We start from the raw sequence: 19276 nt of genomic DNA, 5'->3' as shown, positions 1-19276 counted from the left end.
TGGCACTACGACGGAGACTGCACATGTCACAGGCTAACCTTAGCGAAACGCTGTTTAAACCTCGCTTCAAACATCCCGAAACCTCTACGCTGGTGCGCCGGTTTTCTGCCGGAAAACCCCAGGCGATGCAGTCAGCGCTGAGCGGCAATCACGTCGATCACTGGTACCGTCTGATCAATCGCTTAATGTGGATCTGGCGCGGCGTAACCCCGCAGGAGATCCTCGATGTGCAAGCGCGCATTGTGATGAGCGAGGCCGAACGAACCGATCCCGAGCTGTTCGATACCGTTATCGGCTATCGCGGCGGCAACTGGATTTTTGAGTGGGCGAAAGAAGCCATGCAGTGGCAGCAAAAGGCCGGGCAGGAAGCCGATCCTTTGCTGAGCGGCCGCCACTGGCTGCATGCTTCGAACCTGTACAGCATTGCCGCTTATCCGCATATCAAAGGCGATGAGCTGGCGGAACAGGCGCAGGCTTTAGCCAACCGGGCGTATGAAGAGGCCGCCCAGCGACTGCCTGGCGCCCTGCGCGAGCTGGAGTTTACTATCCCTGGCGGCTCGCCGATAACCGGCTTTTTGCATATGCCGAAAGGCGAGGGGCCGTTTCCGACGGTGCTGATGTGCGGGGGGCTGGACTCGCTGCAGACCGATTATTACAACCTGTATGAAAACTACTTCTCACCGCTCGGCATTGCCATGCTGACCATTGATATGCCCTCCATCGGCTTCTCATCAAAATGGACGCTGAATCAGGACACCAGCCTGCTGCATCAGCACGCGCTGCGCCATCTGGAAAATGTGCCGTGGATTGACCATACCCGTGTCGCCGCCTTCGGCTTCCGCTTTGGCGCCAATATCGCGGTGCGTCTCGGTTACCTGGAGCCGCAGCGGCTGAAGGCCGTAGCCTGTCTGGGGCCGGTGGTCCACGGTCTGCTGGTGGATCCCCTGCATCAGGGGCGCGTGCCGGAGATGTACCTCGACGTGCTGGCCTCGCGGCTGGGCATGCATGACGCATCCGATGAAGCGCTGCGCGTGGAGCTCAATCGCTATTCGCTCAAAACCCAGGGACTGCTGGGGCGCCGTTGCCCGACGCCGATGCTCTCCGGCTTCTGGAAGGATGATCCGTTCAGCCCTGAAGAGGAGTCGCGGTTAATCACCTCGTCATCTGCCGATGGCAAACTGCTGGAGATCCCGTTTAACCCGGTGTATCGCAATTTTGATCACGCATTGCGACAGATCGCCCGCTGGATCAATCATAGATTTGGTTAATTTATTGCTAAATTCTATTGGTTTGGTAAAACAGTTGCATCACTAAAGGAGATCGCAATGACGTTACCGAGTGGACACCTGAAAAGTAAGTTGATCAAGAAATTCACGGCGCTAGGGCCTTACATTCGCGAAGAGCAGTGCCATGACAACCGTTTCTTTTTCGATTGCCTGGCAGTTTGCGTCAATGTTAAGCCCGCGCCGGAGAAGCGTGAATTCTGGGGCTGGTGGATGGAAATGGAAGCACAAGAGTCACGTTTCACCTATAGCTACCAGTTTGGTCTGTTCAATAAAGAAGGGTCTTGGCAGGCGGTCGACATTGACGACCCGGAAGTGAGCGACAGACTGGAAAAAACGCTGCGCGAGTTTCACGAGCGCGCGGCAGCGCTGCTGACCACCTTTAATCTGAAGCTGGAACCGGCCGACGATTTCAGCGAGCCGGTTCGTCTGCGGGCGTAGGCTATACTCTGGTATCCGCTTCTTGTCCCGGGAAGCGGATGACTCCTCCGAACGTTACGTTGCTGTTACGGTTTACGTACCGTCATTCTTGCATTTCGCGATGAGATGACAACACCCTGAATGGCTGGCCGACCACTACCTGACCGGCGGCCAGATCTTTCGTCACCACGGTCCCCGCGCCAATTTTGACATTATCACCCAATGTTACCGGACCGATGACCACCACGTGGGCGCCGAATTCGACGTTATTGCCAATCACTGGGCTTGGTCCCTCGCGGCCTTCGCTATCCGTCAGGCTGCCAATGGTGGCTCCCTGACGCAGGATACAGTTTTCACCGATTACGGTACCTCGGTTGAGGACGATGCAGTGCGGGTGATACAGCTTCAGCCCATAGCCAATCCGCGTTTGCCAGGGTAGCTCGACGCAAAACAGGCATTCGTTAATCAGTTTATTGAGAATAACGAATGGAATGCCGAGAAGCTTGTAAAACGGATTTCGGCTGCGATACAGCGTCGCGAGGCGATAGAGTAGAATCGCGATTTTCGCCTTCATACTGCCGGTATGTTTGATCTCGCGGCGTACCTGACTGATGGCATTAGACATGAATTCTCCGTTTACTTAATGGAAAAGGTGGTCAGTTGATACCAGCCGTCGGCGGTTTTGCCTTGGTTGGCCAGCAGGAGCCGCGGCTTGCCCTGAGCATCGGTAATGGCGGTCTGCAGCGCGTAATCGCCGGCGGGCAGCGAGGTGGGTAGCGTCAGAGTGACAGTGCTTTGCATATCCCCCGGCAGCCAGCGGCGCACATCATCCTGCGTTTTTAACTGGGTAACCGTAGCGCCGCCAGCGTTGACCACGCGCCACTGTACCAGGTAGAGCAGATAGGCAGGGGCGACGCCATCATTACGCCAGGTGACATTGATCGTTAATGGATTACCTGCCTTAACCGGCGTCGCAAAGGCGAGCTTGTTGACCCGGAAACGGTAGCCGATTCGCAGCAAGGCTTTATCGACAATGTCGCGATATTCCGCCGGAATGGGTCGTGATTTCAGGTTCAAAGTGCTGGCGTGCTGCTGCAGCGCCCAGTCGAAGGTGGCCTGGACCTCTTCGCGAGTGTAGTGCTGCACGCTCTGCCATTCGCTCATGTAACCGCAGATCTCAAGGCTGACCGGCGCGCGTTTCCAGCTATCGACAAACCCCGGTGACTCAGCCTGGGCGGCGGCAAGGCGCTGTGGATAATCATCGCGCATATGGCTCCAGTCGCTGGAGAAGTTATGCCAGTCGCCCCAGCAGTCCGCCCGCCAGCCGGCGCCACGGCGGCTGGCCCATGCCAGCGAATCACCACCGCTAATCAGCATGATTTTCGGCGTTTTCGGGAAGCTATCGAAATGCATATCAACATAGCGATTGAGCTGATCCGGCGTGTATTTCTCCATTAACGGCGGAATATCGCTAAAGTTGGAATTGTGCCATTCGCCCCAGGATCCGACGATACCGATATCGATGAAGGCCAGCTCAGGATTGCCGTCGTAACGCTGACCAAGGGCTTTCAGCAGCCTCTGCGCATAGGTGATAAAAGTTGGAGCGCTGAGATCCGGAACGAAGGTTTTGCCGTCGGCTACCCACTGGCCTTTGATCCCTTTGGCGATCAGCCAGTCGGGAATTTTCGATCCCGTTTGCGGATCGTCGAGCACCATCACCCTCAAACCAACGTTCATTGCTGGCTGATGGTTGGCGGCGACGCTAAAGGCGTTATCGATCAGATCGAAATTGTAGACCCCTTCCTGTGGCTCAAGCTCGCTCCAGTAGAAGCGATCGTACTCAAAACCGGTATCGGGGTACTCGGCTCGGGTCGGTTTTTCACCATAGCCATTATGAAAGCTGGCGACGCCGATGCCCGGATTGATCAACAGGCCATCGAAGGGGGGCGGCGTGATGACCATGGGTTGCGCACTCACGGACACTGTCGAAAAAGCGCTGATCAGTAGCAGAGCGCGAACCCAGGGAGCTCTACGCAGAGATGATATCGCCATACTCATTTCACTTTGTCATGTGGTCATGAAGACTAACAAACCACGTCCAGATACCGACGTGGAAATTCTTAAACACATCAATGCCTAATGCTGATTTCAGCATATAGAGCGCCAGCAGGATCGACAGCAGGCCAAACACCACGCCAAGCGTAATCAGCAGGGTCGCGAAGATGCGCCCGAACAGGGTGCTCTCGCGCGAGACTTTGCGCAGATCCCGACCAAAAAGAAACACCACGAAATAGCGGCGATGCAGGAACGGAAAGCTATGGCGAAAATCGATTCGATGGCGCGACGCCAGATTGGCGCGAACCAGCGCCTGTTCGATTCCGCGTTTTTGCTCCGCGGTTAATGAGGTTTCCACCTCCTCGTCAAGCGCAGCATAGAAGCGCTCAACCACCAGTTCAGATGTAGATTTCGGCACGAGTACCCTGCTTACGTTAAGCGCTGATAGACTTGCGCGGTTTGTGCCGCAATTTCCGGCCAGCGGTACTTCGGCATAAACTGGCTGTAGTCCGCTTTTTGTCCCGCCACCCAGTGTTGCAGTTTTTGCGTCAATGCCGGAACGCTGCCGACGGGGAAGTAGTCCGCTGGCGGCAGGCCTATTTCAAGGTTGGCCGGAATGTCGCTCACCACCACTGGCAGCGACCACGACATGGCCTCCAGCAATGCGATTGGCAATCCTTCATGATAAGAGGGCAGCACGAATAGCCCGGCCTGCGAGAACAGCGTATGCAGCGGCGCGCCGCTGATAAAGCCGGTGAGGATGACGTTTGGCGTCGCAGCAGCCTGCTTTTTCAGGCGTTCGCTATATTCATCGGCGTGGTCGGCATCGCCAATCAGTACCAGCGGTACCGAACACCCGGCGGCGGCATAGGCGGCAACGAGATCGTGCAGCCCTTTCTCTTCGACAAAACGGGCGACGGCAACAATATACTGGCCCGGTTTTAGTCCGTACTTATCGAGGATCGCCGCCTGCCGCTTAGCAGGCGGCAGTTCGACCTGGCGCACGCCGTTGTAGATAACATGGGCGTTATGTCGGCCGTGCTTGTGCTTAATCAGATTATTGATAACTTCGGAAATAACGATCACTTCATTGGCGTATTTCACCGCCCATTTTTCGCCAAGGCGCAGCATCTCTTTGGCCATCCGGCCCCATTTCTGTCGATCGTAATCTGGACCATGATGGGTAAAAACGACGCGTTTTCCCAGCAAGCGAAGCAACGGCACCACCAGACCGGGGCCGACGGCGTGAACGTGCACCACGTTCGAACCATCAAATAAAGTACTGAACGCCGCCAGCATAGAATGGATAATGGCCTCGAATTTACGGCTTTTCGGCGCCCACAGGCTTTTGAGTTTGACGCCCTGATATTCGCTGCGGCGGTAATTCACATACGGCGAGCGGGCAATCACGCAGATGTCCGTGCTGCCCTGGCGATAGATTTCCGGGTATAAGTTCTGGCAATGGGTTTCGACGCCCCCCTGTACATCAGGGATTCCGCGAGTGCCTAACACCGTTACTTTGATAGTCATTTTGTCTCCCCGACAAGTTGCTGATAAAGCGCCTGCAGCACCTGCATGTGGCGGGCGAGATCATATTTTTCTTCCAGCCGCTGGCGGGCGTTAATTCCCATTCTGCGAGCCAGCTTAGGGTCTGCAGCCAGTTTGTCCATTAGTTGTGCCAGCGCGTCGCTATTGCCGGGTTCAACCAGATAGCCGTCGACGCCATCACGAATCTGTTCCGGAATGCCGCCAATATTGCCGCCGATCACCGGGCGACCAAAAGCCATGGCTTCGAGCACCGACATAGAGCAGTTTTCATAATATTCGGAGGGGACGACCACCGCGCGGGCCCCACGGATGAGGTTATTCAGCTCCTCACCGTGTTTCATGTAGCCGAGGAATTGTGGCCCACTGAAACGCGTGCGCAGATCTTTGCCCAATGGGCCGTCGCCGACAATCTTCAGCGGCATCATCTCCTGCATTTTCTGCTGTGCCTGCGCCAGCGTCGGCACGCCTTTTTCCCGACTCAGGCGACCAATATAGAGAAAATAGTCGCCCGCGGTTTCGCCGGGTACGGTGCTGTCGGCATCAATACCGTTGACGATTACCTCAATGCGGGCATTGGGCAGCTTACGCAACAGTGTCTGGCGCATAAACTCGCTCGGGGCAATGATGCAGTCGAGCATGGCGTAATTTTTGGCGAACTTCTGCCAGTAGGCCTCCAGCGACAACAGCAGGCTTTTGAAGGTGTTGCCCTGCTGACAGCGGTGACGAAAAGCGTTGATCACCGACCCGGTAAGGCACTCTTCACAGACATGACCATCGCGCAGCATGGTGTACGAAGGACAGACGATTTTGTAATCGTGGGCGGTGAGTACCGTTTTGCAGCCAAAACGTTTCGCCACGCCGATAACGGCAGGCGTAAGCTGGTGATAGATATTATGAAAATGCACAATGTCCGGTCGCTCTCGCAGCAATAGGGTGTTGAGCTTTGCGCAGGCCTCGGCATTATAAATAAAGTCTACTCCGGCTTTGATTTTGCTCATCAGGCCGTGACTGTCGTGATAATCGACGTTATGGACGAAAAATTCCTCCCACGGCGACGGTTTATTTTCTGCGTGCTGCATACTGAAGTCGACCACCTGGTAGCCGGCTTGCAGCATCGCGTCGCGCTCCTGAAAATAAACGGTTTCCGCGCCGCCTTTGATAAAGAAGAATTTGTTAACGAAGAGAATTTTCATTTTCAGTATCAATATGCTGTGGATTCGAGACGGTCACCGCCGGGCGTTTCATCGGATCGCGCACTGAATTCATCACCCCGCGCAGCAGCCCCGCAGAAAATAGCGATAAGTTAATGGCGCTCTGCACGCCATCGCGCAGCGATTTATTTTTAATGGCCTTCAGGCCGATAAACGCCAGCAGCGGCAGCAAAGCAATGGCGATGACTTTGCCGTTAAAGGTGAGCAGGCAGACCAGTAAAACCAGAAGATAGAGAGTGAAGATCAGTTCATTACGCACAATCCGCAGCGCTGCCGGGAAATGGGCTTTCCCCCAGCAGTTACGCAGCAATTCGCCCGGAGCCCACAGGAAACCGTTCTTCCAGCGGTAGGCCAGCATTTTGAAGGTCGGCATGGTGTAAGAGGCGTGGCTGAAGTAGGGCGCCGCCAGGCGATGCAGCTTGTAACCCGCCGCCTGCAAACGAATTCCCAGCTCCGCTTCTTCGTAGCCGTGCAGGTTGAGATTGGTCAGGTAGCCGATTTTCTCGATCGCTTCTCGGCGATACAGGCCGCCGCCACCCAGATGGTCGGTATCGCCTTGCGGATAGATCAGATGCAGGCGCTGCTTGCGCGATTTGAACTCGTAGTTAGAGGCATCATCCATCTCGACGCTGCCGGCGACGCCTGCGTACTCGGGATGTGTCTCCAGAAATCCGACCGCGGTATCCAGAAAGCCCGGTTCCAGCTCCATATCGCCATCCAGCAGCAGCAGATAATCGCCTTCACTATACAGCCAGCCCAGTTGGTGGCCGATACCGCAGCAGCGGTCGGCGGCGTTATCCAGGCATACCACCATCGCGCCTTTCGCGATAGCCAGTTCGCGGGTGTTATCCGTTGATAAACTGTCGGCGACGATAATTTGATGCGGATACGGTTGCAGCTGTTTGCGCACGCTATCGATCGTTTTCTCGATGCCCTGCGCTTCGTTCAGAGTCTTGATGCTGACGGTAATGGATGGCGTTTTATTCATAGTGGGTACCGGAGTTAAGACGGACAGCGCGGTGGATGACAATCAGCGCCCCAAGGGATAACCATAATAAAAACTGTAGCATGGGAATGATCATCAGGATCTGGCTGTACGGCAGGCTGAGAAGGCAGCCAATGACGAAGACATAGAATGCCGGGGCTGAGCTAAGCAGCTGGAGATCCTCAAGCTTAAGATCGTGGCGCGAAAAGGTCTCTTTAGGCCGCATCGCGACCAGTATTGAGACGATGGTGCCAATGAACAGAATGATGCCGATAATCCCCACTTCCCACAGCAGCATGCTTAGGGCGGTGGAGTCGAGGATCAGGTGATACCAGACGCCGATATAGCCCGGCGAGACGGTGCTGCCGCTGTTGGTGGCGTTAAGGCCGTAACCAAACAGCATGCCGCCCGGGCCGAATAGTTCGTTATGCTGCAGCCAGAAGAAAAGGGTGGTGAACCGTCCCAGCTCGCCGCTTGGCATAATGTAGTTGGTATCGAAAATGTATCCTAGCGAATCGATAAACACCGACAGCGCGCTTTTCGTCGGGTCGCCGCCGAAGGCCGCTGAGTAGTTTGAGGCCAGCACGGTGATAGCGACAAAAATCAACAGCGCCATGCCGGCGGCGATGATCAATAGCGATCGCAGGCTGACTTTACTCACGCCGCTGACGTAGCCGGGCAGGATCCACAGCAGGGCCAGCAGGAACGGTGATAACAGGATAACGAATTTCACTTCGCCGACCACGCAAAGGAAGAACCCGAGTGCGATGTGAATCACCAGCGATTTTAATGAACAGATGCCGTGCTTAAATTCCGACACTTTCAGCAGCATGATTAACAGGCAGAACATGCCCATCGCTGCGGTGTTGCCACCGCCCATAGGGTCACCGCCAAAAGTGCCGACCACCGAGTCCCACTTCTCATCTTCGCCGCGAAACGCCACTCGTTTAGGCACGACGAAAATCACCTGATAAATAGCGACCGGGATCTGCACGTAGTAAATCCAGTAGAAAAGACGGGTCAAACGGTACAGCTGTGATTCGCTAAACATGCCCAGCAGCATGCAGAACATTAACAGCGATAGCGCCAGCTCGTTTTTAAAGCCGACGATGGCAGTCACGATCCCTGACTGCAGCACCGTTGAAACCAGTCCGAGAAGGATAAAGGTGAGATATAGCGCCAGAATCAGCTTTTCACGTCCTGTGAGGACCAAGGGGTGCTGTCGGCTCTGCATCAGGAGCAGTACCGCCATCACCAGTACCAGAAAAAATGGCAGCCACAGCACAGCCGAGATACCGGTGAAATACTGGACCGTACCGCAGAACACCAGCGTCATCAGGGCATAGGCTTCAAGATAGCGGCCGGTGTTTAGCTGCATATTTTCTGCTCCTGTAAAGAAAGCGTTTTCGCCCGCTGATTCATTTTTAGCAAAATGAATAAGTACCGCGCGAAGGTCAGGAACGAGAACGTCAACAGGGCGATTTCATAAGTGACGCCAAAGTACGGCAAGGCGATAAAGGCGATGACGATAATGAGTAACTGCTCAATCTGAATGCGCAGGAAATAGCGGCGGGAACCAAAGATCAGTTCGATCACCGTGAGCGGGCTGACCGCCAGCGCCGCGAACAGATAAGGTAGCATGTAGCGCGAGGTGGGAATCGAATTCAGCCACTCCTCACTAAAGCCAAGGCGCATTACCAGCGGATAGAAAATCCAGATGCCAAGGATGCATACCGCGGCGGCGCCCAGCAGCAGCAGGCGAACCTTTTTATATTCCGGATAGTTAAAGGTGTGGTTGCGGAAATCCATCGACCATTTAGAGAAGATGGAGTTACGCACGGCGTTGCCGATAATCATCACCGGCGACAGGCAGAAACGGCTGACCACCGAAAAGTATCCGGCGACCAGCGGCGAGAACCAGACGTTAATCAGCATTGTCGGCAGATTATTACTGGCCATCGCCAGCACCTCGGCGCTGCCGACGCGGCTGATATGCTGCCAGTGCTCGCGTAAAAAACGCAGATTCACTGCAGGTGAAAAGTGGTGCAACGTTAAGCTGCGAAAGTTGAACAGGCGAACCAGGCAGGCGACCAGCAGCAGCAGGATCCCGACCATCCACGCCAGATAAAACAGCGTAGGGTTCGGCATCACCAGCAGCGCGATGGCGACCACCAGCGACACCGCAATGCGCTGGAAGGTGAGGAAAGGATAGTTGCCGCCGCGCAGGGAAAGGTTTTCCGCCACCAGAACCAGCGCATAGCCAAAGGTGAGCAAATAGAGAAAGGCGATATTGAGGTCAAAAATGAGCCCGGTAATCACCGCCCACGGGATCGCCATCAGCAAGCTTTGCAGCAGGCAAAATACCACGTTTTGCTCCAGTTCATGATCCTCCTGGCGAGGAATCAATAGCTGCGAAGCAAAGGTACAGACCTGTGCGCCGATCAGCACATTGCTATAGATCATCGCGTAATGACCGACTTCCGCCATTCCATAACGATGCGAGATAAGCCAGACCGAAAAGGCGCCAATCAGCTGCGAAAGCACTGATGAGCTGGCGATGGATGAAATACTCTTAATCAGATTCATAGGCGCTATTTCGGGGAAATGAGTTCGCGCATCTGGCGATCGAGCAGACGCTTTCCTTCCTGCGTTTCCAGCTGCTCTTCCTGAACCTGGTTGAGTACGCTCGCCACCAGGAGCTCGCCTGTACCTTGCAGACGATGCTCCGCTTCGCGGATGCGTGCCGCCTGCTCGCCGGCTTTCACTACCAGCAGACAGATATCGCTCTGCGCCGCCAGCAGCAAGCTATCCTGTGCCTGGCTGAGTGCCGGGGTGTCGATGATCAGCGTATCGTAACTCTGATGCAGATTGGCCAGTAGATCAGGCAAGCGCTGGGCGGTCAGCAGCAGCAGCGATGATTCCTGAAGATCGCCGCGCGGCATAAAATCCAGTTGCTCATCGAGCTTGACGATTGCCTGTTCTGGCGTACAACAATTATTGAGCAGCTGGCTGAAGCCTTTTTTGTGCTGCGGATACTTCGCGGACAGGCCCTGAGCAGTTTGATAGTCGAGATCAATCAGCAGCGTTTTACGCGATTTACTGGCAGACCAGGCGAGAAGTTCTGAGATTAGCGAACTGCCGGACTGAGATTGCACCGAGGTCACCAGAATGGTAGCGGGTTTGTCGCGCTGATTAAGCAATGCCAGCCGCAGGCTGTGGATCATGTCGGCATAAAGGACGTTATGGGAAACCTGCTTCACACTCTCCAGTTGCGTCAGACGCGGGAATTCTCCACTGGCTTTGAGCCCAGTTTTCGCTTTCAGCTCGCTGAGGCTGTTGACTGATTTATCCAGGGCGGTACTGACGATCAGGTACATGATATACAGCGCGAGGGCCATCATGGTGATCATCACGATCAGCAAACCACGCTGTGGTTTTGAGGGGCGGTCCGGCGGCACCGCGGCGTCATAAATGACCTCATCCGGCACTGAAAAACTCTCTGATAATTTCTGTTCGTTGGCGCGCTGATACAGGGATTTATACAACTCTTCAGTTTTATTCAGCGCGGTGGTCATAGTGTTATACTGGTCGCGCTTAGCACCAAGTGCCTGAAAGTTCGCCTTCTGGTCGTTAAGCATTTTCTGGTAATGCTGCTCATCGTCGAGAGCGATTTGATACTGCTGGCGCAGGCCGTTAAAAAGCTCCCCCAGTACCTGGCCTAGCTGTACGTTGACCGCCTGCAACTGGGCTTGAGCCTGCAAATATTTTGGATGTTGCGGCCCATAATGCTTAGCCGCTTCAGAAAGATTACGCCGGGTCTGAATAAGCGCAATCCGTAAGTCCTGTATTTGTGGGTGCCCGGATATTTCCGGCAGTGAGATAATCTGCTCTACTGGTTTACCCTGCTCGCGACGAACTTTATCCCACACCGTCTGAGCCTTCAGGCGACGCTGGGTGGCGTCGGCAAGATGGTTAATGACGATTCCCATGCGCTCGGTCTCATAGCCATCCATGCTGCGGAACGTCAGCAATCCATTCTGCTTAAGGAAGTTGTCGATGTCCGCCTTTTGCTGATCCATTTTGTGCTTAAGGTCGTCCATCATTTTTTCGTTCCAGCCCTGGGCCTGAAGCAAGGTGTTTTGCTTCTGTTGTAGGCTGTAATCGATAAAGGCCTGGGCAACGCCGTTAGCGATATCGGCAGCCTTTTGCGGCGATTTTGCTTCCATCGACACGGATACCAGTTGGGTAGTACGTACCCCCGATATTGTCAGGCCTCTTTCCAGCGCCTGAATGGCATTATGGATGCGTGTGGCTTCGTCGAGCTTATCACCGCCGTTAAATTCCGCGTCCTGATACAGCTTTAATTTGCGCACGGCGGCATCAAGTACTACTCGTGAACCCATGAGCGCGTACTTGGTTTCATAGTAATCGCTGCGCGTGGAGTCGTAGTTTTCAAGCCGCGGAAGGGGAGAAATGTCTTGTGATTGCGCTTTAAACAGCACGGTAGCAGTCGCTGTATAGCTTGAGGACATAAAGCGCGTCAGGATAAATGATGCCACCGCGGCAACAATAACCACTACCAGGCACCAGATCAGCTTGTGCTTAATTTTGTTGAAATAGGGCGCAAAGTCGATAAAGCCCTCTTTCTTTTTTGCATTTTCGACCAATGAAATTGCCATATCAGAAGAAACTCATGCCAATAATGATAGTGTCTCCAGCCTGAACGGAGGAGTCGGCGGCGACGTTTTCCAACAGCTTACCGCCGCGGGCCTGTCGAATACGAATATCATGACGGTCGGCGCGATCGGTGAAACCACCCGCCAGGGCGATGGCCTTTTCCGCCGTTAATCCCGGCTCCCAGGCGTAGCCGTCGGGTTTTTTCACTTCCCCCAGTAAATAAATCTTGCGGTATTCAGCGATGCTCACGGTGACCATCGGCGCCTGCAGATAATTGCCGCGCAGCTTATCGGCGATTTCATTGCTCACCTGTTCAGGCGTTTTGCCTTTTAACAGCAGCGATCCGATATAGGGGTAATCAATGCTGCCGCTGTTGTCTATTTTTACCCGCATGGTCAGATCCTGCTCCCCGGAAACGGCAATATTGATTTCATCGCCCTGGTCGAGAAGATAGACAGCGTCCGGTGGCGTTTTGATCGTCTGCGGCGGCGTGGAGCAGCCAGCCAGCAGTAGTGCAAGCAGCGGAAGCATCGCCAGTTTTTTATTGAAAAGGATCATATCTGTACCTGCGTCATAAAAATAATGGCCGAATCGTCGTAGCCCAGGGTGCGGTCAACCGCATGCGAGTAGTCAGGGCCAATATAAAAAGTGTCCGTATCTTTATTTGAATGCATGGTGTTCCACTGCAGCTTCAGCTTAAAGTTAATCGAGGGACGGAAATCGTAGTTAAAAGTCAGCGACAGAAGATTGCTCTGGTCTTTGCGTTTATTGCTCTGATGCTTATAGTCTTCAGTGATATATGAATAATCGACCAGGGTTGAGAATCGATCCACCAGCCAGTGATGTTCATAGCCAACGCCAAAATTAGATACCAGAATGTAGCCCCCGGAGTCGGTCGGATCCTTAATGCGCTGCGAGCTGTGTAAGTTAAACTTCATCTGCTCCAGCGGTTTCCAGTCGGCGGTGATATCCCAGTTCAGGCCGTTGAAACCCTGGGAGTCTGGGTTATGGATAAAGTCTTTGTACAGCCAGGCAACGTTACCATTGATCTCGGTTTTTCCCGACAGGCGGTTTTTCATGCCAAACAGTAGATAATATTCATTGCTGTCTTTTAGCGGGTTGAGCTCGTAACGGCGCTGGTTTGTGATAAAGCTGTAGCGGTAGCGCAGCGTTTTCGCTTTCTGATCGAACAGCTCTGCCACCAGGCTGTTTTCATTCCATTCCTGGTCGTGCATGTAGTAATCAAAGTCATCGCTGGCCGCTTTAATACTATCAAGGTCGCGAAAGCGCAACTGCTTACGCAGTAACGCGACCTCCACTTTACCGCGTCCCTCCGGGGCGCCATAGCTGTAGCGTAGCTCGCTGTTGAAAAAACGGGTGCCGATAGGTTTTTTGATACCAAACTCTTTAAACTGCTCGGGCAAAAAGCCTTCGGTCGTATCCTGACCGCGTTCTTCGTGGCCTAACGTCTCATCAAGATCCAGCGAGAGGCCATGCATTTTGCCGAAGCGCCATTTGCCATTGAACATAAAAAAATGGTTATTACGATTATCCGCGCTATCGTTGGCATAGTTGCGGTAATCGCCGGAGTACATCAGCAGATAGCGGTCTTCATAGCGTTCACCAATGGCTTTAACGATCGGCTTTATGTTCTGGTAGCTGGATCCTATTCTATTCTGGCCATAGCGCTGCCAGGTCACGTTGTCGTTGTAACCGATGTCATAGCCTAGCTGGCTCTCGAAATCGATACCAGCAATACCGGTATGCGCTTTCCCCTGCAGGTCGGCATGGACCCAGGGTATATAAAGCAACACCGTTAGAGCCACCCCTTTAGAACGCATTTTTGCCCACAAAGCCACGGAAGAAAGTCAGAAAGATGATTTTTAAATCCAGTAACAGTGACCACGACTGAATATATTGCAGATCAAACTGGATACGTTTTTCCATTTTATCGAGTGTATCTGTTTCGCCGCGAAAACCATTAATTTGCGCCAGCCCGGTAATGCCAGGCTTAACTTTATGGCGAATCATGTAGTTCTCGACGAGTACGCGATACTGCTCGTTATGTGCGACGGCATGTGGACGCGGGCCGACAATAGACATTCGTCCTTGCAGGACATTAATAAACTGGGGCAGTTCATCAAGTGAGGTTTTCCGCAAAAAAGCGCCGAATTTGGTGATTCGTGGATCGTTACGCGTGGCTTGCGTGACCACCGCGCTGTTCTCCATCACCCGCATGGTTCGAAATTTCCACACCTGGATCTGTTTACCGTTGAGACCGTAGCGGTTTTGTTTAAACAACACTGGTCCTGGCGAAGTGAGCTTAATACCTATCGCCACAAACAGCATCACCGGAAGGCTAAGCAAGGTAAAAAAGAGACCAAGAATAATATCTTCAATACGCTTGAGTACCGCGCCTTCACCTTCAAACGGTGAGGTGAAAATACTGATAGTTTGAATGTTGCCAAACATGCGTAACTGGGAAATGTGTGCACTGTACGAGAAAAGATCCGGCACCAGAAAAACATCCACTGTGGTATCGGAAAATTCGTTCAAAAACTGGCGAATACGCTGTTGGGCCACCATTGGCAGCGCAATGTAAACTTCATCTACCTCACCTTTTTTTGCCAGCGCCAGCAGATCTCGTGAGTTACCCGCCTTATCAATATTGATAAGGCGGCTGTCGCGTTGCACCGCCCGGTCCTCATAGAAACGAATGTCGATACCTTCAGCTGAGAATTCTTTATGCAATTCCTGCAGGATAGCCAGCCCTGCTGGCGTTATGCCCAGAATGGCGACCCTGCGTTTGCTCTTAAAGAAATAGCGACTGGTCACAACACGGATGAAAAACATGCTGATGAAAACAGCAACCGAGCACAGTGCAATGGTTTTGGCTAATACCAGGTGGTGAATCGACAGGGGGCGACTGGCAAGTTGTTCAGCGATAACGATCAATAGGAAAGATAGCAAGCCTCCCAGACACGCGCTTATAAACAGCTTCACGAGAATGGACAAGTATCTACCTTTCATTTGTCCAGAATAGAGCTGAAAATACTCGTTGGTACGTATAAATATTAATGAATAAATAATCCCAAGTAATATAGAAGAAGGGGTAGGAACAAGGTTAAGAACGATAAGATAGACGTAGATAAAGATGTTAACGGAGAAAAAATCCAGCAATTTCATTATGTTGCTATAGCGTGTGCTATAAATTTTAATTTTGCTATCTGTCATTTTTCGCTCATTTTATCGCCAATTAAATAACGTTTTCTTAATATTTAGTTGAGATATAGAAAAATTATTTATTGACATGATTTTGAATAAACCTCCTGTAACTATAGATGAAATGTTATAGGTTGTCGACGTGATAGTTAAAAATATATAGATTTATCAATGAATAAAATAACCATGGATATTGCACTGTTTTGCACTATTTATGGGGCATATTCCAATGTTTATGCAATCCAGGAACGTCGGTTGAGAAAGTGAAACCTTCCTGGCTGCGGCCAGAGTAGCAATCTCCACCGCCTGACTCACACTACCTGCAGCTGCAGCTTGTCGGCCATCGCCTGCTGAATAATCGGGATCGGAGTCAGTAAGTGCTCGCGCATCAGCGCGCTGGCCTGTTCAGCGTCGCGCGCCAGAATAGCGTCCACCAGAGTCTGATGCTGGACATGCTTATCTTCCAGCATCTCCACCGACAGCACAGTGGTGCGCAGCCAGATGAAGCGGTAGCGGGCCGCCAGGTCGAACAGCCGTTCGCGCATCTGCAGCAGATACTGCGAACCGCAGCCGGCGACGATGGCGGTGTGAAATGCCTGATGGCGCTGGTCCCATTCATCGAGTAAGTGCTCACTCGCTTCGCACGACTCCAGCTTGTTGAGCAGATGGGCGCGAGCCAGCAGCTCGGCTTCCCACTCATCGCCGCCGCGCTCAATGGCGAGGCGCACCAGCATGGCTTCCATGTTGGCGCGCGCGTCGAAGATATCGAGAAGCTCCTGTTCCGACATGGGCGCTACCCGATAGCCTTTCTGATTGACCACCGTCACCAGCCGCTCGGCCACCAGCTGCGAAAGCGCCTCGCGCAGCGGACCGACCCCCAGGGCATAGCGCGAGGTCAACAGGCTCATCCGCAGCTTCTCATCGGGTTGGTAGACCCCGCGGATGATGTCGTTTTTTAACCAACGGTACCCGTCAATGGCCGTCGCCTGGGAAATGGCGGTCATGTTCTTACTCCTGAATACTCTTCCCGGCGGGCGCCGGGAAGAGGGTTAACGCGTATTTTGCAGCGGCAGTTTTTGCCACAATACCAGCTTTTTCCAGCGCGACATAATCGGTACCGTACAAATAATTCCCAATGCTAACAGGCCGGTAGAGATCACCTCCAGCTGCTGCGCCGGACGGAACAGCATCACCACCAACACGAAGGTGATAAAGGCGATCACCAGCCAGGTCAGATACGGATAGAGCCACATTCTGAGACGGATCTCGCCGCCTTGCGCCTGAAGGATTTTGCGCATCCGCAGTTGCGAAACGGCGATCACCAGATAGACCAGCAGGGCGATGGCGCCGGAGCTGTCGATGAGGAATTTAAACACCTTGGCAGGCGCGTAGTAGTTTACCACCACGGTGAGGAATGCCGCGCCGGTGGAGAGCAGCACCGCCACGTACGGCGTTTTGCTGCGGTTGGTCCGCCCCATGATGGCCGGCGCATCGCCGCGACGGCTCAGGGAGTAGAGCATCCGCGAAGCGGTATACAGCGCCGAGTTCAGACAGCTGGTGACCGACAGGAGGATCACGCCGTCCATAATCAGCTTGGCATAGGGAATATGCAGCAGCTCGAGCACCGAGCGGTAGGAGCCGATGCTCTTCAGCCCCGGCATATTCCATGGGATGAGAGCGACGACGATAAAGATCGAGCACAGATAAAAAATAGAGATACGCCAGATCACCGAGTTGGTGGCGCGCACGATATGTTTATCCGGGGTATCCGATTCGGCGGCGGCAATAGTGACAATCTCTGCGCCCATAAACGAGAACATGGTGATCAGCATCGCGCTGAGCACCGCGCCGAAGCCGTTGGGCATAAAGCCGCCGTGATCCCATAGACGCGAAATGCCGCTCACCTCGGCATAGGGATAAAAACCGGTAATGGCGACCGCGCCCAGTACGATAAACGCCAGAATAGCGACCACTTTGCACAGCGCCAGCCAGAACTCGAATTCGCCGTAGTTTTTGACGCTCAGCAGGTTACTGCCGGTGAGGGCGAGGGTGATGACCAGGGAGAACAACCACACCGGGACGCCCGGCACCCATGAATGCAAAATAATCGCCGCGATATTGGCTTCCAGCGGAATAACCAGGACCCAAAACCACCAGTACAGCCAGCCGATGGTATACCCCGCCCAGCGGCCGATGGCTTTATCTGCGTAGGTGGAAAAGGAGCCGGTATCCGGCGTGGCGACCGCCATTTCGGCCAGCATACGCATAATCATCACCACCAGCAGCCCGGCAAACAGATAGGCCAGCAGCACCGCCGGGCCCGCCTCGGCAATGGCGACGCTGGATCCGACAAATAAACTCGCGCCGATCACCCCGGCGATAGATAACATTGTGACGTGGCGCGACTTCAGTCCCGCCCCTAAATCCTGTGATTGCGACAGTTGCCCCATCATTTACCCTCTCGAAGTGTGTCACCTGGGAGAGCGCCCCGACATTCCCGCGCCGGGGCACGCGTATAATTATTGTTTTGCAGGTCTCGTCTTCATTCCCTTACTAACGTACTTCGTGTCCGCATATCTGTTGTTTTATGCCTGTTTCGCCTCGGTAAAGCAGTCGGCGATGATCTTCAGCCCCTGCTCGATCTGCGCCTCTTCGATGGTCAGTGGCACCAGGATGCGCAGTACGTTGTAGTATGGCCCGCAGGAGAGCAGGATCAGGCCTTTGTCGCGCGCGCGGGCGACGATATCCGCCGTGAGTCTTGCATTCGGTCTGCTGTGGTCGCCTTCTTCAAACAGCTCGATGGCGATCATCGCTCCCAGACCGCGGACATCGCCGATCTCCGGATGATTTTCAGCGATCGCCAGCAGGCCCTGGCGCAGGGTATCGCCGAGCTGGTTGGCTTTTTCCAGCAGGTTTTCCTGCTCGAAAATCTGCAATACCGCCAGGGCGGCGGCGCAGGCGATGGGGTTGCCAGCGTAGGTGCCGCCCAGTCCGCCGGGGGCGATGGCGTCCATCACTTCCGCGCGGCCGGTGACGCCCGCCAGCGGGAAACCGCCGGCGATGGATTTGGCGAAGGTGGTGATATCCGCCGCGACGCCCATCTGCTCCATGGCGAACAGGGTACCGGTGCGGCCCGCGCCGCTCTGAACCTCATCGGCGATGAGCATAATGCCGTGCTCGTCGCACAGGGCGCGCAGGCGCTGCATAAAGGCCGGGGAGGCGGCATAGAATCCGCCTTCACCCTGCACCGGCTCGATAATGATGGCGGCGATATCTTCCGGCGCGGCATCGTTTTTGAAGATGCGATGGATGCTGGCGATCGCCTCGTCATCGCTGACGCCGTGCAGCGCGCACGGGTATAGGGCGCGATAGACGTGGCCCGGCATTAAGCCCATACCGGCGGAGTAAGGATTCACTTTACCGGTCAGCGACAGGGTGTAGTGGGTACGGCCGTGATAGGCGCCGGTGAAGGCGATAGCGCCGCTGCGCCCGGTTGCCGCGCGGGCGATCTTCACCGCGTTCTCCACCGCTTCCGACCCGGTGGTGACCAGCAGGGTTTTCTTGGCGAAATCACCTGGCACCTTCTGGTTCATCTTTTCGCACAGCGCCAGGTAGGGCTCGTAGGCCAGCACCTGGAAGCAGGTATGGGACAGCTTTTTCAGCTGGTCCTCCACGGCGGCGACAATCTGCGGATGCAGGTGGCCGGTATTGAGCACCGCGATACCGCCGGCAAAATCGAGATATTCCCGCCCTTCGACGTCCCACACCCGGCAGTTCTCCGCGCGCTCGGCGAAGATAGGATGGATCTGGCCGACGCCGCGCGGGACCGCGTCGCTGCGACGCGCCATTAATGCTTTATTGCTGTTCATCCGACA

Annotated in this window: 17 protein-coding genes; 2 read left to right on the top strand and 15 right to left on the bottom strand. The window is 54.2% G+C overall.

Features of this window, described 5'->3' with window-relative positions; translation table 11 throughout:
- The first annotated feature begins 23 nt into the window (after positions 1-23).
- Positions 24-1268, top strand: a complete 1245-nt coding sequence (gene frsA, locus ABLV64_RS01855) for an esterase FrsA (RefSeq protein WP_004204644.1) — start codon at positions 24-26, stop codon at positions 1266-1268.
- Positions 1269-1325: 57 nt separating this feature from the next.
- Positions 1326-1724, top strand: a complete 399-nt coding sequence (crl, locus tag ABLV64_RS01850) for a sigma factor-binding protein Crl (RefSeq protein ID WP_002889793.1) — start codon at positions 1326-1328, stop codon at positions 1722-1724.
- An 82-nt stretch (positions 1725-1806) separates the two neighbouring features.
- Here the strand turns inward: crl and ABLV64_RS01845 are convergent, their stop codons facing one another.
- The 15 genes from ABLV64_RS01845 to gabT all read right to left on the bottom strand — a co-directional run bounded on the left by ABLV64_RS01845 (position 1807) and on the right by gabT (position 19270).
- Positions 1807-2328: a serine acetyltransferase gene (locus ABLV64_RS01845; RefSeq protein ID WP_004204645.1), complete on the bottom strand. Its 522-nt coding sequence runs from the start codon at positions 2326-2328 to the stop codon at positions 1807-1809.
- A gap of 11 nt (positions 2329-2339) precedes the next feature.
- A complete protein-coding gene (locus ABLV64_RS01840; protein WP_348843139.1) occupies positions 2340-3755 on the bottom strand; it encodes a DUF4832 domain-containing protein in 1416 nt (471 codons plus the stop codon).
- A 7-nt stretch (positions 3756-3762) separates the two neighbouring features.
- On the bottom strand, positions 3763-4176 hold the full coding sequence (locus ABLV64_RS01835) for a hypothetical protein (RefSeq protein WP_023319795.1): 414 nt from the start codon (positions 4174-4176) through the stop codon (positions 3763-3765).
- A gap of 11 nt (positions 4177-4187) precedes the next feature.
- A complete protein-coding gene (locus tag ABLV64_RS01830) occupies positions 4188-5288 on the bottom strand; it encodes a glycosyltransferase family 4 protein (RefSeq protein ID WP_192080595.1) in 1101 nt (366 codons plus the stop codon).
- Positions 5285-6499, bottom strand: coding sequence for a glycosyltransferase family 4 protein (locus tag ABLV64_RS01825; RefSeq protein WP_348843138.1), 1215 nt, complete (start codon positions 6497-6499; stop codon positions 5285-5287). The genes ABLV64_RS01830 and ABLV64_RS01825 overlap by 4 nt, the downstream gene beginning before the upstream one ends.
- Positions 6480-7505, bottom strand: a complete 1026-nt coding sequence (locus ABLV64_RS01820) for a glycosyltransferase (RefSeq protein ID WP_004204650.1) — start codon at positions 7503-7505, stop codon at positions 6480-6482. The genes ABLV64_RS01825 and ABLV64_RS01820 overlap by 20 nt, the downstream gene beginning before the upstream one ends.
- Positions 7498-8880, bottom strand: coding sequence for a hypothetical protein (locus ABLV64_RS01815; RefSeq protein ID WP_023319798.1), 1383 nt, complete (start codon positions 8878-8880; stop codon positions 7498-7500). The genes ABLV64_RS01820 and ABLV64_RS01815 overlap by 8 nt, the downstream gene beginning before the upstream one ends.
- On the bottom strand, positions 8871-10088 hold the full coding sequence (locus tag ABLV64_RS01810) for a hypothetical protein (protein ID WP_004204652.1): 1218 nt from the start codon (positions 10086-10088) through the stop codon (positions 8871-8873). The genes ABLV64_RS01815 and ABLV64_RS01810 overlap by 10 nt, the downstream gene beginning before the upstream one ends.
- Positions 10089-10093: 5 nt before the next feature.
- On the bottom strand, positions 10094-12181 hold the full coding sequence (locus ABLV64_RS01805; RefSeq protein ID WP_004204653.1) for a polysaccharide biosynthesis tyrosine autokinase: 2088 nt from the start codon (positions 12179-12181) through the stop codon (positions 10094-10096).
- A gap of 1 nt (position 12182) precedes the next feature.
- Positions 12183-12737, bottom strand: a complete 555-nt coding sequence (locus ABLV64_RS01800; protein WP_032455595.1) for a polysaccharide biosynthesis/export family protein — start codon at positions 12735-12737, stop codon at positions 12183-12185.
- Positions 12734-14020: an outer membrane beta-barrel protein gene (locus tag ABLV64_RS01795; RefSeq protein WP_032426060.1), complete on the bottom strand. Its 1287-nt coding sequence runs from the start codon at positions 14018-14020 to the stop codon at positions 12734-12736. The genes ABLV64_RS01800 and ABLV64_RS01795 overlap by 4 nt, the downstream gene beginning before the upstream one ends.
- Positions 14010-15413 (bottom strand): undecaprenyl-phosphate glucose phosphotransferase, encoded by a 1404-nt coding sequence (locus tag ABLV64_RS01790; RefSeq protein ID WP_023319801.1) that lies wholly within the window; start codon positions 15411-15413, stop codon positions 14010-14012. The genes ABLV64_RS01795 and ABLV64_RS01790 overlap by 11 nt, the downstream gene beginning before the upstream one ends.
- A 299-nt stretch (positions 15414-15712) precedes the next feature.
- On the bottom strand, positions 15713-16405 hold the full coding sequence (gene csiR / locus ABLV64_RS01785; RefSeq protein ID WP_126065979.1) for a DNA-binding transcriptional regulator CsiR: 693 nt from the start codon (positions 16403-16405) through the stop codon (positions 15713-15715).
- Between the two features lie 45 nt (positions 16406-16450).
- On the bottom strand, positions 16451-17851 hold the full coding sequence (gene gabP, locus ABLV64_RS01780; RefSeq protein ID WP_004204661.1) for a GABA permease: 1401 nt from the start codon (positions 17849-17851) through the stop codon (positions 16451-16453).
- 135 nt (positions 17852-17986) lie between these two features.
- Entirely contained in the window at positions 17987-19270 is a 1284-nt protein-coding gene (gabT, locus tag ABLV64_RS01775; protein WP_043521478.1) for a 4-aminobutyrate--2-oxoglutarate transaminase, read from the bottom strand.
- Positions 19271-19276 lie beyond the last annotated feature (6 nt).

Origin of the sequence: Klebsiella sp. JB_Kp031, from assembly GCF_040064295.1 — a bacterium.
Taxonomy (GTDB): domain Bacteria; phylum Pseudomonadota; class Gammaproteobacteria; order Enterobacterales; family Enterobacteriaceae; genus Klebsiella; species Klebsiella quasipneumoniae.
The sequence above is the reverse complement of the archived record's forward strand: the minus strand, read 5'-3'. Positions and strand labels throughout refer to the sequence as shown.

What these genes read in the sequence shown, in the direction of transcription:
- frsA (WP_004204644.1), top strand. Translation starts at nt 24, where the DNA reads ATGTCACAGGCTAACCTTAGCGAAACGCTGTTTAAACCTCGCTTCAAA.
- crl (WP_002889793.1), top strand. Translation starts at nt 1,326, where the DNA reads ATGACGTTACCGAGTGGACACCTGAAAAGTAAGTTGATCAAGAAATTC.
- ABLV64_RS01845 (WP_004204645.1), bottom strand. Translation starts at nt 2,328, where the DNA reads ATGTCTAATGCCATCAGTCAGGTACGCCGCGAGATCAAACATACCGGC.
- ABLV64_RS01840 (WP_348843139.1), bottom strand. Translation starts at nt 3,755, where the DNA reads ATGGCGATATCATCTCTGCGTAGAGCTCCCTGGGTTCGCGCTCTGCTA.
- ABLV64_RS01830 (WP_192080595.1), bottom strand. Translation starts at nt 5,288, where the DNA reads ATGACTATCAAAGTAACGGTGTTAGGCACTCGCGGAATCCCTGATGTA.
- ABLV64_RS01825 (WP_348843138.1), bottom strand. Translation starts at nt 6,499, where the DNA reads ATGAAAATTCTCTTCGTTAACAAATTCTTCTTTATCAAAGGCGGCGCG.
- ABLV64_RS01820 (WP_004204650.1), bottom strand. Translation starts at nt 7,505, where the DNA reads ATGAATAAAACGCCATCCATTACCGTCAGCATCAAGACTCTGAACGAA.
- ABLV64_RS01815 (WP_023319798.1), bottom strand. Translation starts at nt 8,880, where the DNA reads ATGCAGCTAAACACCGGCCGCTATCTTGAAGCCTATGCCCTGATGACG.
- ABLV64_RS01810 (WP_004204652.1), bottom strand. Translation starts at nt 10,088, where the DNA reads ATGAATCTGATTAAGAGTATTTCATCCATCGCCAGCTCATCAGTGCTT.
- ABLV64_RS01805 (WP_004204653.1), bottom strand. Translation starts at nt 12,181, where the DNA reads ATGGCAATTTCATTGGTCGAAAATGCAAAAAAGAAAGAGGGCTTTATC.
- ABLV64_RS01800 (WP_032455595.1), bottom strand. Translation starts at nt 12,737, where the DNA reads ATGATCCTTTTCAATAAAAAACTGGCGATGCTTCCGCTGCTTGCACTA.
- ABLV64_RS01795 (WP_032426060.1), bottom strand. Translation starts at nt 14,020, where the DNA reads ATGCGTTCTAAAGGGGTGGCTCTAACGGTGTTGCTTTATATACCCTGG.
- ABLV64_RS01790 (WP_023319801.1), bottom strand. Translation starts at nt 15,413, where the DNA reads ATGACAGATAGCAAAATTAAAATTTATAGCACACGCTATAGCAACATA.
- csiR (WP_126065979.1), bottom strand. Translation starts at nt 16,405, where the DNA reads ATGACCGCCATTTCCCAGGCGACGGCCATTGACGGGTACCGTTGGTTA.
- gabP (WP_004204661.1), bottom strand. Translation starts at nt 17,851, where the DNA reads ATGGGGCAACTGTCGCAATCACAGGATTTAGGGGCGGGACTGAAGTCG.
- gabT (WP_043521478.1), bottom strand. Translation starts at nt 19,270, where the DNA reads ATGAACAGCAATAAAGCATTAATGGCGCGTCGCAGCGACGCGGTCCCG.